The following is a 13804-nucleotide window of genomic DNA, read 5'->3' as shown; positions in this document are numbered from 1 at the left end:
CGTTCGTCCCCGTCCATCCTCCCCCGCCCAGGCCCGTCGCGCAATCCCCGCGGCGGGCGGCGCCGCGGGCTCAGCTGCGCAGCAGGTACGCCGACTCTTCCTCGCCGACGAACAGGCGCAGCTCCTCGCGAAAGCGGGGGTGCGCGACGAGCTCGGGGTCGGCGTCGACGATCTCCTCGGCGAGGCGGCGGGCGAGGACGACGAGGTCCCGGTCGCGCCGCAGCGAGGCGAGCCGGAGGTCGTTGCGGCCCTTCTGGCGCGTCCCGAGCACCGTCCCCTCGCCGCGCAGCTCGAGGTCGACGTCGGCGAGCTCGAAGCCGTCGCTCGTCGCCACGAGCGCGGCGAGGCGGCGCGAGGCGGCGGCGCTCGCCCGGTCGCTGAGGAGGAAGCACCACGACGCCAGGCCGCCCCGCCCCACCCGGCCGCGCAGCTGGTGGAGCTGCGCGATGCCGAAGCGGTCGGCGTCCTCGACGACCATCACCGTCGCGTTCGGCACGTCGACGCCGACCTCGACGACCGTCGTGGCGACGAGCACGTCGAGCTCGCCGGCGCGAAACGCCGCCATCGTCGCCTCCTTCTCGGCGGAGGGGAGCTGGCCGTGGAGCAGGCCGAGGCGCCAGCCCGAGAGGTCGCTCGTGGCCAGGCGGGCGCGCTCTTCGAGCGCGGCGCGAAGCGGCCGCGCCCGGCGGGGCGCCGCGTCGGGCCCGCCGGCGGCTGCCCCGGCCGGCTCGGCGCCGGCGTCCTCGGCGTCGCCGCCCTCGGCCTCGGCGTCCTCGGCGCCCTCCTCGAGCGGGCCGCCGGCGCGCACGAGCGGGCAGACGACGTAGGCCTGGTGGCCCGCCTCGAGCTCGGCGCGCACGCGCGCCCACGCCTCCCCGTGGCGGGCCGGGTCGTCGAGCCAGCAGGTGAGGACGGGCGCCCGGCCGGCCGGCAGCTCGTCGAGCACGCTCAGGTCGAGGTCGCCGTAGACGGTCATCGCCGCGGTGCGCGGGATGGGCGTCGCCGTCATGACGAGGAGGTCGGGGTCGTGCCCGCCGGCGGTGCCGCCGCCCTTCTCGCGCAGCGCGGCGCGCTGGTCGACCCCGAAGCGGTGCTGCTCGTCGATGACGACGACGCCGAGGGAGGCGAAGGCGACGTCGTCGGTGGTGAGCGCGTGCGTCCCGACGAGCAGGTCCACCTCGCCCGTGCGCGCCTCGGCGACGAGGCGGGCGCGCTCGGCCGCCGGGGTGCGCGAGGTGAGCAGGGCGGGGCGCACGGGGCGGCGACCGCCCAGGTGGCGCGCGTCGGGCACGTCGAGCCCCGCGAGCAGGGCGCGGGCTGCGAGGAAGTGCTGCTCGGCGAGGACCTCCGTCGGAACCATGAGCGCGCCCTGGTGGCCGCCCTGCACGGCGTACAGGAGCGCGGCGAGGGCCACGACCGTCTTGCCGGCACCGACGTCGCCCTGCAGGAGGCGGTGCATCGGGACCGGGCGCGCGAGGTCGGCGGCGACCTCGGCGATCACCCGGGTCTGCGCGCCGGTGAGCGGGAACGGCAGCGACGCGACGAAGCGCTCGACGAGGGCGCCGCGGGGCGCGTCGGCGCCGACGGCGTGGCGGATTCCCCGCGACGCGGCGTCGAGGGCGCGCCGGCGCAGCACGAGGGCGACCTGGAGGCGCCACAGCTCGTCGAAGGCGAGCCGACGGCGCGCCGAGCGGCTCGCGTCGAGCGTCTCGGGGAAGTGGATCGACCGGAAGGCCTCGGCGCGCGACACGAGGCCGAGCTCGGCGCGCCGTCGCTCGGAGAGCGGGTCGGCGAAGGCGCCCGCCGCCTCGGCGAAGGCGAGGGCCTCGGCGACGTAGCGGGCGATCTGGTAGGAGGTGACGCCCGCCCGCTCGGACTGGGGGTAGATGGGGACGACCCGCCCGGTCTGGCGCGTCTCGTGCGGCGCGCCGACGAGGTCGAGGCGCGGGTTCGTCATCTTGAGGCGCCGGCCGAAGCGCTCGACCCTGCCGAAGACGACGACCTCGGCACCCGGCTCGAGCTGGCGGAGGCGCCAGGTCTGGTTGAAGAAGGTGCACCCGAGCCGGCCTCCGTCGTCGTCGACGAGCTCGACCTCGACGAACGGCCGCCCGCTGCGCGCCCGGCGCAGGCTGGCCGCCACGACGCGCGCCACGACGGAGGCCTGCACGCCCTCGGCGAGCTCGGCGATGCGAGCCGTGGCGCTGCGGTCCGCGTAGCGGCGCGGGTAGTGCAGGACGAGGTCGAGCACCGACGTGATGCCCAGGGCGGCGAGGGCGTCGGCGCCCCGTCGCCCGAGGCGAGGCAGCTCGCGCGGGCTCGTCCGCTCGAGGAGGGCGAGCCGGTGCGCGGCGTCGGTGGCGCCAGGAACCGGGCCGGTCAATCGAGCGACACGAGGTAGGGGTAGTGGGGCTGGCCACCCTCGAGGACCTCGATCGCCAGCCCGGGGTGCTCGGCGCGCAGCCACTCGGTGACCCGGCGCGTCTCCCCCGGGGTCGAGCCGGCTCCCTCGATGAGGGTGACGATCTCGTGGCGATCCTCGAGGAGGCGCGCCACGAGGCCGATCGCCGCCTCGGCGGGGCTCTTGCCCACCGAGACGACCCCCTCCCGTGCGAGGCCGATGTAGTCGCCCGCCTCCACCCGTCCCGCCTCGACCCGCGCGGCGCGCGCGGCGCGCGTCACCTCGCCGGCGACGATCCCCGCAGCCGACGCCGCCATCGCGGCCGCGTTCGCGTCCGCGTCGTCCTGGGGGTCGTAGGCCAGGAGAGCGGCGAAGCCCTCCTGGATGGCGCGCGTCTCGACGACGCGCACCGGCCGCGACGCGAGGTTCGCCACCTGGCGGGCCACGGGCAGGATGTTGGCGTTGTTCGGCAGCAGCACCACCTCCGAGCCCGGCACCGACTCGACGACGGCGAGGACCTCCGCCGTCGAGGGGTTCATCGACTGGCCGCCGGCGACGACGTGGTCGACCCCGAGGGAGCGGAAGATCCGCCGGATGCCCTCCCCGGTCGCCACCGCGACGACCGACGTCTTCGGCGCCGGCCCCTCGCGCACCGGGAGCCCGGCGGCGGCCGCGGCACGCACCCACTGCTCCTCCTCGACCTGCTCGGCGAGGTCGGTGACGCGAATGTCCCGGGGGCGCCCGGCGTCGAGCCCGGCCTCGATGGCGGCGCCGACGTCGTTCGTGTGGATGTGGCAGTTCCACAACCCGTCGCCGCCGACGACGGCGATCGAGTCCCCGATCCCCGCCCAGACCTCGCGCAGCGCGGGGATCGCCTCGTCTCGGGCCTCGAGGAGGTACATGACCTCGAAGCGCAGGCCGCCGGGGGCGTCGTGCCCGGGCCCGCCCGCGAGGGGCGCGTCGCGGGACGCGCCGGCCTCGACGAGGGCGCGCACCTCGTCGGGCAGCGGCAGGCGGTCGGGGAGCGGCCGGTCGGCGACGACGTGCGAGAGGGCGTCGAACAGGAGGGTGAGCCCGGCCCCGCCGGCGTCGACGACGCCCGCCTCGGCGAGGACCGGCAGCAGCTCGGGCGTGCGCCCGAGCGCGTCCGTGGCGCCCTGCCTCGCCGCCTCGACCACGCCGGCGAGCCCCTCGCCCTGCGAGCGCGCCGCGGTCGCCGCGCGGGCAGCCCCGGCGGCGACGGTGAGGATCGTCCCCTCCACCGGGCGCTGGACGGCCCCGTAGGCGGCGGTCGCGGCGGCCGCGATCCCGCCGGCGAGCTCGTCGGCGCCGATCGCCCCGGCGCCCGGGAAGCCCTGGACGAGGCCGCGCAGGATCTGGCAGAGGATCACGCCGGAGTTGCCCCGCGCCCCCATGAGCGACCCGCGCGCGATCCCGGCGCACACGCTCGCCAGGTCCGCCCCGCCGCCCGCCGGGTCGTCGAGCTCGGCCAGCGCGGCCCGCACGGTGGCGAGCATGTTCGTCCCCGTGTCGCCGTCGGGCACCGGGTAGACGTTGAGGCGGTTCAAGACGGCCTCGTGGCGCTCGAGGCCGGCGCGAAACGCCGCCACGACGGCGACCAGCTCACCGGGACCGAGCGACCTCGCGCCCATCGACCACTCCATTCTCCGCCTCGACGCGACGGTGCCCGCCGGTCCAGTGGGGCGCGCGCCGTTCCCGGGCGATGGTATCCTCCCGCCTGTCCCCGGGCCGCCGCTCGCTCGCGGCGCGCGGGGCGCGAACGGAGGGGTTGCGCGTCGTCATGGCAGCGGTCTGCGAGATCTGCGGGAAGAGGCCCGGGTTCGGCATGCGCGTGTCGCACTCGCACCGGCGCACGAAGCGGCGGTGGAACCCGAACGTCCAGCGCGTCCGCGCCCTCGTCGAGGGGACGCCGCGCCACCTGTACGCCTGCACCTCCTGCATCCGGGCGGGCAAGGTGGAGCGGCCGCGCCGCCGGCCCGCCGAGGTCCGCGCCGGCGCCTGACGCGGCGGCCCTCGCCGCTCAGGCGAGGCGGTGCTCGTAGCCGAGCACCGGGAGGGCCTCGCCGCGCAGCGAACGCTCTCGCGCGTCGGCCACGACGCGCCCGATGCGCAGGGGTAGCGCCAGCCCCGCGGCGGCGAAGGCGTCCTCGAGCACCCCGGGCGCGGCCGCGAGGCACAGCTCGTAGTCCTCGCCACCGCCGAGCGCGTCCTCGAGCGTGGCGCCGGGGGCGACCGGCACGTCGTCGAGCGCGACGCCCACCGCGGAGGCGCTCGCCAGCCGCTCGAGGTCGAGGCCGAGGCCGTCGGAGACGTCGATCATCGCGCTCGCGCCGGCCCGTGCGGCGGCGCGCCCCTCTGCGAGGCGCGCCGAGGGGCGCCGGTGCGCCGCGACGAGCGGGCCGGTGCTCGCCGGGTCGCGCCGCAGCAGGCGCAGCCCCGCCGACGCGGCGCCGAGCGGTCCGGTCACGTAGAGGGCGTCGCCGGGGCGGGCGCCCGAGCGCCGCACCGCCGGCCGGCCGTCGGTCGTGCCGAGGATCGCCACCGAGACGACGAGGGCCGGGGCGTCGGAGAGGTCGCCGCCCACGACCGGGCAGCCGTAGCACTCGGCGGCGGCCACGAGGCCCTCGTAGAGCTCCTCGAGCTCGGCCCGGCTCGCCCCCGCCAGGGCGACGACCGCCGCGAGCGGCCGGCCGCCCATGGCCGCCACGTCGCTCACGTTGGCGACGAGCGCCTTCCAGCCGACGTCCGCGAGCGACTCGAGCCGCCGGTCGAAGTGGACCCCCTCCGCCAGCAGGTCCGTCGCGAGCAGGAGGGGGCCGGCCGGCGCGGCGAGCACCGCGGCGTCGTCGCCGACCCAGACCTCGCCCTCAGGTCCGGACCCGAGCCGGCGCGCGAGCCAGCCGAGCGCGGCGAGCTCGCCGCCGCGCTCGGGCCGCCCTCCCACGTCGCAAGACCCTACGCGCCCGCCCTCGCCCCGTCACCCGGTTGGTGCGCGCCGCGCGAGCAGCACTAGCGTGACCGAATCGTCGGCACGCCCGGCGATCGCACGCAAGGAGGAGGCCCCGCTCGTCGAGGTGGGGGGGACACCGGTGACTTTCTTCGGGACCGGGAAGAAAGGGCGACGCGATGCGATCGACTGCCCACGAAGGGCTGCTGTCTTGGGTTGAGCAGTTCGCCGCGCTCACCGAGCCGGACGCGATCGAGTGGTGCGACGGCTCGGACGAGGAGTACGACCGCCTCTGCGAGCTCCTCGTCCGCCAGGGCACCTTCACGCGCCTGTCGGAGGCGAAGCGCCCGCGCAGCTTCTGGGCGCGCTCGGACCCCGCCGACGTGGCGCGCGTCGAGGCGCGCACCTTCATCTGCTCGAAGCGGCGCTCGGACGCCGGCCCGACGAACAACTGGGTCGATCCCGACGAGATGCGCGCCACGCTCGCGTCGCTCTTCGCCGGCTCGATGCGCGGTCGCACCCTCTACGTCGTGCCCTTCTCGATGGGGCCGATCGGCTCCCCGCTCGCGCGCATCGGCGTCGAGCTGACGGACTCCCCCTACGTCGTCGTCAGCATGCGGATCATGACGCGCATGGGGCGGGCGGCGCTCGAGGCGCTCGGCGACGACGGGGACTTCGTCCGCTGCCACCACTCCGTCGGCGCACCGCTCGCGCCCGGCGAGGCGAGCGCACCCTGGCCGTGCAACCCGGCGAACCTCTACATCTCGCACTTCCCCGAGACCCGCGAGATCTGGTCGTTCGGCTCCGGCTACGGCGGCAACGCGCTCCTCGGGAAGAAGTGCCTCGCGCTGCGCATCGCGTCGGTCATGGCGCGCGACGAGGGCTGGCTGGCCGAGCACATGCTCATCTTGAAGCTCACCTCCCCCGCCGGCGAGGTGCGCTACGTCACGGGCGCCTTCCCGTCTGCCTGCGGCAAGACGAACCTCGCGATGCTCGTCCCGACCACCCCGGGCTGGAAGGTCGAGACCGTCGGCGACGACATCTGCTGGATGCGCATCGGCCCGGACGGGCGCCTGCGCGCCATCAACCCCGAGTACGGCTTCTTCGGCGTCGCGCCGGGCACGAACGCGACGACGAACCCGAACGCCATCCGGACGCTGTCGGCCAACACGATCTTCACGAACACGGCCTACACCGAGGACGGGGACGTCTGGTGGGAGGGCCTGTCCGAGCGGGCACCCGAGCGCCTCACCGACTGGCGCGGCCGGCCGTGGACGCCCGCGTCGAGCGAGCCCGCCGCGCACCCGAACGCTCGCTTCACCGCGCCGGCCGCCCAGGACCCGGCGATCGCGCCCGAGTGGGAGGATCCCGAGGGCGTGCCGATCTCGGCGATCCTGTTCGGCGGCCGGCGCGCGAGCGTCGTCCCGCTCGTCCACGAGGCCTTCGACTGGCGCCACGGCGTCTTCCTCGGGGCGATCATGGCCTCGGAGACGACCGCGGCCGCCGACGGTGCCGTCGGGAGGCTGCGGCGAGACCCCTTCGCCATGCTCCCGTTCTGCGGCTACAACATGGCCGACTACTTCGCGCACTGGCTCTCGTTCGCGCAGCGCGTCGACCCGGCCAAGCTGCCGCGGATCTTCTACGTGAACTGGTTCCGCCGCGGCAGCGACGGGCGCTTCCTCTGGCCTGGCTTCGGGGACAACGCGCGCGTCCTCGAGTGGGTCTTCGAGCGCTGCGCCGGGCGCGCCGAGGCGGTGGAGACGCCGATCGGCCTCGTGCCGGCACCGGGCGCCCTCGACACGCGCGGCCTCGCGCTCGGCGAGGCGGCCCTCGCCGAGCTGCTGCGCGTCGATCGCGACGAGTGGCTCGCCGAGCTGCCGGCCATCGCCGAGCACTTCGCCACCTTCGGCGACCGCCTGCCGCCGGCGCTCGAGCACGAGCTCGAGGCGCTGCGCGTCCGGCTCGAGGCGGCAGAGCCCGCCGGGCTCGGCACGACCCGCCTGCCGTAGCCGGAGGCGCCGGCGCAGCCGTGCGTCGCCCGCCCGTCGGCCTCCCTCAGGCGCCCGTCGTCGGCGCCGGCGTCGCTGACCTCGGGGCGGGGCGCGCCGAGGCGTAGGAGAGCGCGCCGAGCGCGCCGGCGGCCGCGACGACGACGTCGCCCGCGAGGAGGGAGAAGGGGATCACGACCCCGAGCAGCGACGCGAGCACCCAGACGAGCTGGAGGCGGGTCTCGATGCGCCCGAAGACCCGCCCGAGCAGCGCCCCCGGGACGCGCGTCTGGACGATCGAGTCGAGCGCGGGCTTGGCGCTCATCGGGCCGAGGCCGACGACGAACGTGAGGAACGCCTGCGCCCAGCGCCCGCCGAGCACGGCGGCGACGAGCGCGCCGAGGGCGATGGCGACGAGGGCGGCGACGATGATCTGGCGCGGGCTCCAGTAGCGGCGCAGGCGCGGCACCGCCATCGAGCCGACGAGCGACCCGGCGCCGCTCGCCACGAGCAGCACCCCGTACCACCACGGGGCCGCGTGCGCGCGCCGCAGCGCGAACGCGAGGAAGAAGGCGACGAAGCCGACCGAGGCCCGCGCCACCGACATGGCGGACACGGCGGCGAGCAGGTCGCCGCGCACGAAGGAGAGCCGGAGGCGACCGCCGGGCAGCCCCGCCGGCGGCGGAGCTTCCGTCGACGCTCGCGCCGGCGGCTCGACCGGCGCGCGACGCGCGCCCGGGCGCGCCAGGCGGAGCGACGCGAGCGCGCCGCCGAGGAACACGATCGCCCCGACGCGCAGCACCCAGGAGGGCCCTCCCAGCCGCAGGATCCCGACGCCCACCGGCGCGACGACGGCGCTGGCGAGGGAGGCGAGCACGGCGAGGCGCGCGTTCGCGCTCGCCAGCTCCTCGCCGGCCGCGACGTCGGGCACGAGGGCGGCCCGCGCGACGAGGTAGAGCTTGCCGAGGACGAGGACGCCGAACGCCTCCGGGAACAGGAGGAGGTCGTGGACGTTGCGAGCCATCCCGAGGCAGAGCACGGCCGAGGCCGCGTTGGCGACCGCCACGCTCGTGCGCCGGGCCTGCCGGCCGAGGTCGAGGAGCGGGCTGAGCGCCGGGCCGACGAGGGCGAACGGGGCGATCGTGAGGAGGAGGTAGAGGACGACCTTGGACTCGGCCGCCTTCGGCGAGATCGAGAAGAAGAGCGAGCCCGCGAGCGAGACGGTGATGAGCGACGTCCCCGCCGCCTGGAGGGTGTGCACGAGGGCGAGCCGACCGAAGGGACGCGACTGGTCGAAGAGGCCCGCGAGCGCCAGGCGGGGGAGCCGCCAGAGGGCGGCGAGCCCGGCGCCCCGCTCCCCCGCAGCGGCCCCGGCCGGCCCGCCTCGCCCCGTCGCCATCGCCACCAGCATGGCGCGGCCGGCACCGCCGCCGGTCGCTGGGCCGGACGGATGCTCACACGCCCATGACATCTGACCGACACTTGCTAGCAATCAGACTGTAATGTGGTGCCCGGTGAGCCACGGGTCTCGGGCGAGGAGGGGGCGGTGCACGACGCGTCGCAGCGCAGCCAGCCGCCGGGCCCGACGCACACCGGCCCCGCCCTGCGCGCGCCGGCGCGGCAGGGCGGCGGCGAGGCCCCGAGCGGGCGAGTCGGCAGGGCGCGAGGGGGGCGCCGCCCTGCCGGGGCGCGCCTCGCCCGCCAGGGGTCGCCGACGCGGCGAGGGTGATGGGGGACCCCTCGCCGCGTCGGCCCCGGGCGCCGGCTGACCGGCCCGGGCCGTGCGGTCGAGCGCACCGGGCGGCGCTGGCGACGGGGCGCGGCCTGGCGCGATGATGCCGCCTCGTCGGCAGCGAGCGCGAGGGAGGGCGGCATCGGCGAGCGCATCGTCGTGACCCGGCGCCTGCCGGACGAGGCGCTCGGGCGCCTGCGGCGCGCCGGGGCCACCTCCTGCTGGGACGGCGACGGGCCGATGCCCGCCGACGAGCTGGCCCGCCAGCTTCGCGACGCGACCGGCCTCGTGTGCATGCTGACCGATCGAGTCGACGGCCCGCTCGTCGCTCGCGCGCCTGCGCTGCGGGTCGTCTCCCAGGTGGCCGTCGGCGTCGACAACATCGACCTCGCCGCGTGCACCCAGGCCGGAATCCCCGTCGGCCACACCCCCGGCGTGCTCACCGAGACCACCGCGGACAGCGCCTTCGCGCTCCTCGCGGCCGCGGCGCGACGCGTCGTGGAGGGGGTGGACCACGTGCGCGCCGGCCGCTGGGGGCCCTGGCAGCCCGACCTCCTCCTCGGGCGCGACCTGCACGGCACGACGCTCGCCATCCTCGGGCTCGGTCGCATCGGCACCGCCGTCGCGCGCCGAGCCGCTGGCTTCGACATGTCGGTCCTCTACAGCGGGCCCCGGCGCAAGCCGGAGGCCGAGGCGGCGACCGGGGCGCGCTACGTCGGCTTCGACGAGCTGCTCGAGCGCGCCGACCACCTCGTCCTGTGCGCGCCGCTCACGCCGGCCACCTACCACGTCATCGACGAGCGCGCCCTCGCTCGGATGCGGCCGCACGCCACCCTCGTCAACGTCGCCCGCGGGGGCCTCGTCGACTCGCACGCCCTCGCCGAGGCGCTGCGCGACGGGACGATCGCCGCGGCGGCGCTCGACGTCACCGAGCCCGAGCCGCTCCCGGCGGACCACGAGCTGCTCGGCCTCGCCAGCTGCATCGTGACCCCCCACCTCGCCAGCGCCAGCGTCAGCACACGAGCGCGCATGGCAGCGGTGGCGGTCGACAACCTGCTCGCGGGGCTGGCCGGCGAGCCGCTCCCCCACTGCGCGAACCCAGAGGTCTACGCCGGCCGGAGGCGCTCGGCGCCGTCCCCGGCGAGATCGCCCGCACCCGACGCGCCGGCGCGTCGCGCCGCGCGCGAGGCACGCGCCACGCCGCGGGGAGGCGAGGGGTCCGAGCGCTCGCCGGGCGTCGAGTAACCTCGCCCAGGTGGCACCCCTGCGCATCGCCGTGCTCGCGAAGCAGATCCCCGACCCCGAGGAGACCGTCCTCGACGAGCAACGGATGACCATCGTGCGCGACGGCAAGCTCATCCTCGACGACTCCGACTCCTACGGGGTCGAGGTGGGGCTGCGCCTCGCCGAGGCGAGCGGCGAGGGCGAGGTCGCGCTCGTCTCGATGGCGCCCCACGAGGAGACGAACGGCCTGCGCACTGGCCTCGCCATGGGCGCGGCGCGCGCCGTGCTCGTCTCCGACGAGGCGCTCGCCGGCTCGGACGCCCTCTCGACGGCGAAGGTGCTCGCGGCCGCCCTCCGGCGGGTGGAGCCGGACCTCGTGATCGCCGCCACCGAGTCGACCGACGGCTACACCGGCACCGTGCCCGTCCAGGTGGCCGAGCTGCTCGGCTGGCCGGCGGTCACCTTCGCGCGCCACGTCGAGCTCGACGGCGAGCGCCTGCTCGTGCACCGCCAGACCGAGGGCGGCTACGACGAGGTCGCCTGCGCGCTCCCCTGCGTCGTGAGCGTGACGGCGGGGGTGGTCGAGCCTCGCTACCCCTCGTTCAAGGGCATCATGAGCGCGCGCTCCAAGCCGGTCGACGTGGTGTCCCTCGCCGACCTCGGGATCGAGCCCGAGACCGTCGGCGCGCGCGGGAGCAGGCAGGAGGTCGTCTCGGTGGTCGAGGCGCCGGCGCGCGCCGCCGGCGAGGTCGTCACCGACACCGGCGACGCCGAGGCCCGCATCGTCGCCTACCTCCAGCAGCTGAAGCTCGTCTGAGGAGATCACGTGGCTGCGATTCTGGTCCTCGTCGAGGCGGAGGCGGGACGGCCGAGCACGACGAGCCTCGAGCTCGTCGGCGCCGCTCGCCGCCTCGCCGAGCGCGTCGAGGCGCTGAGCTCGGGCCCGGGTGCGGAGGCGCTCGCGGCCACCCTCGGCGAGCACGGCGTCGCGACGCTGTGGCACGCCGGCGAGCTCGGCAGCTCCCTCGCCGCGCCGACGCTCAGCGCGGCGCTCGCCGAGCGGTTGCGCGCCGACGGGGAGGTCGAGGCGATCCTCGTCCCGGCCACCTACGACGGCCGGGACGCCGCCGGCCGGCTCTCGGCTCGCATCGACCGGCCCGTGCTCGCGAACGTCGTCGGCCTCGAGCGCGTCGAGGGGAGGCTCGTGGCCGAGCACGCCATCTTCGGCGGCACGAAGCTCGTGCGTTCCCGGTTCACGGGGGAGGGACCGGGCATCTTCCTCGTGCGCGCGAAGTCCTTCCCCGTCGAGCCCACCGGGGGCCCGCCGGCCGAGGTGCGCCAGCTCTCGGTCGCGCCGACGGCCGGGACGGACCGGGCCGAGGTGCTCGGCCGCCACGCCGAGGAGCAGTCCGGGCCGCGCCTCGACGACGCCGACGTGGTCGTCTCCGGCGGGCGCGGGCTCGGGACGAAGGAGAACTTCGCCCTCGTCGAAGAGCTCGCCCGCCTCCTCAACGGCGCTCCCGGCGCGTCGCGCGCCGTCGTCGACGCGGGCTGGGTCCCCTACGCCTACCAGGTCGGCCAGACGGGCAAGACGGTGAAGCCGACGCTGTACGTCGCCGTCGGCATCTCGGGCGCGACCCAGCACCTCGTCGGGATGAAGGGCTCGTCGCACATCCTCGCGATCAACAAGGACCCCGACGCCCCGATCTTCTCCGTCGCCGACCTCGGCGTCGTCGCCGACGCCACGTCGCTCGTCCCCAGGCTCATCGACGCCCTGAAGGCCCTCCCTCGGCGCGCGTAGCGCCGGCACGCCCTCGTCCGGCGCGAGCGCGCCGGCGCCGCCTCGGACCAGGCGCAGCCCGCGCCGCACCGGCCGCACGCCCCCCGGTGCGTCACCGTTCGTCCTCGACCGCCGCCGGGCGCAGGCACCGACGGCCCTCCCCCGCCGGCACGCCGTCGAGGGATCGCCCGAGCGCGCGCCCTCGGGCCCGAGCGGGCCACCCGCGCCGGCCCCGCGCGCTCGGCTGCCCCGGTCCGACCGCCACCCGCCGGATGACCGGCGCCGCCCGCACCAGCAGCAGCCATACTCAGGTGTCCCACCGGGACGGGGCAGCCGCACCGGCCCCCGTTCGAGCGTGGCGCCAGGAGGTGCACGATGCGGATCGACTACCGCGACCACCCCGAGATCACCGGCCCGCTTCGGGAGCTCACGGCCGCCTCGAGCGCCGGCACGCTCGAGCCGTTGCTGCTCGAGCTCGTGAAGGTCCGGGCCTCGCAGCTGAACGGCTGCGCGCACTGCCTCGAGATGCACACGAAGGACGCGAGAGCGCTCGGCGAGTCCGACGACCGCCTCCACCTCGTCGCGACCTGGCGCGAGGCGCCGTGCTTCAGCGCGCGCGAGCGAGCGGCGCTCGCCTGGTGCGAGGAGCTGACGCTGATCGCCGAGCGCGAGGTCCCCGACGAGCTCTACGAGCAGGTGCGCGCCCAGCTCTCCGAGGACGAGCTCACGAGGCTCACGCTCGCGGTCATCGTCATCAACAGCTGGAACCGCCTCGCGATCGCCTTTCGCGCCCCGGTCGGCGGCTACGTCTCGCGCCATGGCGCGCCGCGCTCGGCGGCCTCGTGAGCACGCTCGCCGCCCGCGCGGACGCGCTCCTCGCCGCACACCGGGCGGACGCCCCACTCCTCCTGCCGAACGTCTGGGACGTCGCGTCCGCCAAGGTCGTGGAGGCGGCCGGGTTCCCGGTCGTCGCCACCTCGAGCCGCGCCATCGCCGAGGTCCTCGGCGTCGCCGACGACGACTCGAGCGACCCGGACCTCGTCTTCGAGCACCTCGGCCGCCTCGCGGCGTCCGTCGACCGGCCGGTCACGGCGGACCTCGAGGCTGGCTACCGTCTCGCGCCCGACGAGCTCGTCGAGCGGATGCTCGCGGCGGGCATCGTCGGCTGCAACCTGGAGGACACCGACCACCACGGTGACGAGGTGCTCGTCGACGCCGCGCGCCAGGCCGAGTACCTCGCGGCGGTGCGCGCCGCGGCCGGCGCGCACGGCGTGCACGTCGTGATCAACGCGCGCATCGACTGCTTCATCCGCCACCTCGGCGACCCGCCGGCCCAGCTCGCCGAGGCGCTCCGCCGCGCCGAGCGCTACCTCGCCGCCGGTGCGGACTGCGTCTACCCGATCGCGCTCGCCGACCGGGCGGCCATCGCCTCCTTCGTCTCGTCCGTGCCCGGTCCGGTCAACGTGACGGCGCGCCCGGGCGGCCTCTCCCTCGGGGAGCTCGCCGAGCTCGGCGTCCGGCGGGTGAGCCTCGGCTCCGGCCTCTTCAACCTCGCGCGCGAGCACCTCCGGGCGGTGCTCGCGCGCCTCGGCTCGGACGGCCTCGCCTCCCTGTGGCCGCCGACCACGACGCCGCGCTGAGGGCAGGCCGCGTCGGCACACGAGCGGAAGGCGGTCCCCGCCCAGGCGCGCCCGCCCTCGCGCGAGCTCCCGCC

The 13804-nt window shown here is 76.6% G+C and carries 11 protein-coding genes; 7 read left to right on the top strand and 4 right to left on the bottom strand.

Going from position 1 to position 13804, the window contains the following annotated elements; translation table 11 throughout:
- Window positions 1-70 precede the first annotated feature (70 nt).
- Window positions 71-2380, bottom strand: a complete 2310-nt coding sequence (locus tag VKV23_06105; GenBank protein HLI15607.1) for an ATP-dependent DNA helicase RecG — start codon at window positions 2378-2380, stop codon at window positions 71-73.
- Entirely contained in the window at window positions 2377-4050 is a 1674-nt protein-coding gene (locus tag VKV23_06100) for a DAK2 domain-containing protein (GenBank protein HLI15606.1), read from the bottom strand. The genes VKV23_06105 and VKV23_06100 overlap by 4 nt, the downstream gene beginning before the upstream one ends.
- Window positions 4051-4199: 149 nt before the next feature.
- Here VKV23_06100 and rpmB point away from each other — a divergent pair, with 149 nt between their 5' ends.
- Window positions 4200-4421 (top strand): 50S ribosomal protein L28, encoded by a 222-nt coding sequence (gene rpmB, locus VKV23_06095; protein HLI15605.1) that lies wholly within the window; start codon window positions 4200-4202, stop codon window positions 4419-4421.
- 18 nt (window positions 4422-4439) lie between these two features.
- Here rpmB and thiL read toward each other — a convergent pair whose 3' ends face one another.
- Window positions 4440-5363, bottom strand: a complete 924-nt coding sequence (thiL, locus tag VKV23_06090) for a thiamine-phosphate kinase (GenBank protein HLI15604.1) — start codon at window positions 5361-5363, stop codon at window positions 4440-4442.
- A gap of 182 nt (window positions 5364-5545) precedes the next feature.
- On the opposite strand from thiL, the gene VKV23_06085 reads away from it, so the two are divergent.
- Window positions 5546-7375: a phosphoenolpyruvate carboxykinase (GTP) gene (locus VKV23_06085; protein ID HLI15603.1), complete on the top strand. Its 1830-nt coding sequence runs from the start codon at window positions 5546-5548 to the stop codon at window positions 7373-7375.
- A gap of 46 nt (window positions 7376-7421) precedes the next feature.
- Here VKV23_06085 and VKV23_06080 read toward each other — a convergent pair whose 3' ends face one another.
- The gene (locus VKV23_06080) at window positions 7422-8753 is read right to left on the bottom strand and encodes an MFS transporter (protein ID HLI15602.1); all 1332 of its coding nucleotides are present in this window, start codon (window positions 8751-8753) and stop codon (window positions 7422-7424) included.
- Window positions 8754-9245: 492 nt separating this feature from the next.
- On the opposite strand from VKV23_06080, the gene VKV23_06075 reads away from it, so the two are divergent.
- From VKV23_06075 to VKV23_06055, 5 genes are all read left to right on the top strand, one after another.
- Window positions 9246-10331, top strand: coding sequence for a D-glycerate dehydrogenase (locus VKV23_06075; protein ID HLI15601.1), 1086 nt, complete (start codon window positions 9246-9248; stop codon window positions 10329-10331).
- Between the two features lie 10 nt (window positions 10332-10341).
- Window positions 10342-11127: an electron transfer flavoprotein subunit beta/FixA family protein gene (locus VKV23_06070; protein HLI15600.1), complete on the top strand. Its 786-nt coding sequence runs from the start codon at window positions 10342-10344 to the stop codon at window positions 11125-11127.
- A gap of 9 nt (window positions 11128-11136) precedes the next feature.
- A complete protein-coding gene (locus VKV23_06065) occupies window positions 11137-12111 on the top strand; it encodes an electron transfer flavoprotein subunit alpha/FixB family protein (protein HLI15599.1) in 975 nt (324 codons plus the stop codon).
- Window positions 12112-12465: 354 nt separating this feature from the next.
- Window positions 12466-12936, top strand: coding sequence for a carboxymuconolactone decarboxylase family protein (locus tag VKV23_06060; GenBank protein ID HLI15598.1), 471 nt, complete (start codon window positions 12466-12468; stop codon window positions 12934-12936).
- Window positions 12933-13730, top strand: a complete 798-nt coding sequence (locus VKV23_06055; protein ID HLI15597.1) for an isocitrate lyase/phosphoenolpyruvate mutase family protein — start codon at window positions 12933-12935, stop codon at window positions 13728-13730. Before VKV23_06060 ends, VKV23_06055 begins: the two co-directional genes overlap by 4 nt.
- Window positions 13731-13804: the final 74 nt, after the last annotated feature.

It is taken from the genome of Acidimicrobiales bacterium, assembly GCA_035294085.1.
Taxonomy (GTDB): Bacteria; Actinomycetota; Acidimicrobiia; order Acidimicrobiales; family Bog-793; genus DATGLP01.
The sequence above is the reverse complement of the archived record's forward strand: the minus strand, read 5'-3'. Positions and strand labels throughout refer to the sequence as shown.

Coding starts and splice junctions, on each gene's coding strand:
- VKV23_06100 (HLI15606.1), bottom strand. CDS start 4,050: ATGGGCGCGAGGTCGCTCGGTCCCGGTGAGCTGGTCGCCGTCGTGGCG.
- rpmB (HLI15605.1), top strand. CDS start 4,200: ATGGCAGCGGTCTGCGAGATCTGCGGGAAGAGGCCCGGGTTCGGCATG.
- VKV23_06085 (HLI15603.1), top strand. CDS start 5,546: ATGCGATCGACTGCCCACGAAGGGCTGCTGTCTTGGGTTGAGCAGTTC.
- VKV23_06080 (HLI15602.1), bottom strand. CDS start 8,753: ATGGCGACGGGGCGAGGCGGGCCGGCCGGGGCCGCTGCGGGGGAGCGG.
- VKV23_06060 (HLI15598.1), top strand. CDS start 12,466: ATGCGGATCGACTACCGCGACCACCCCGAGATCACCGGCCCGCTTCGG.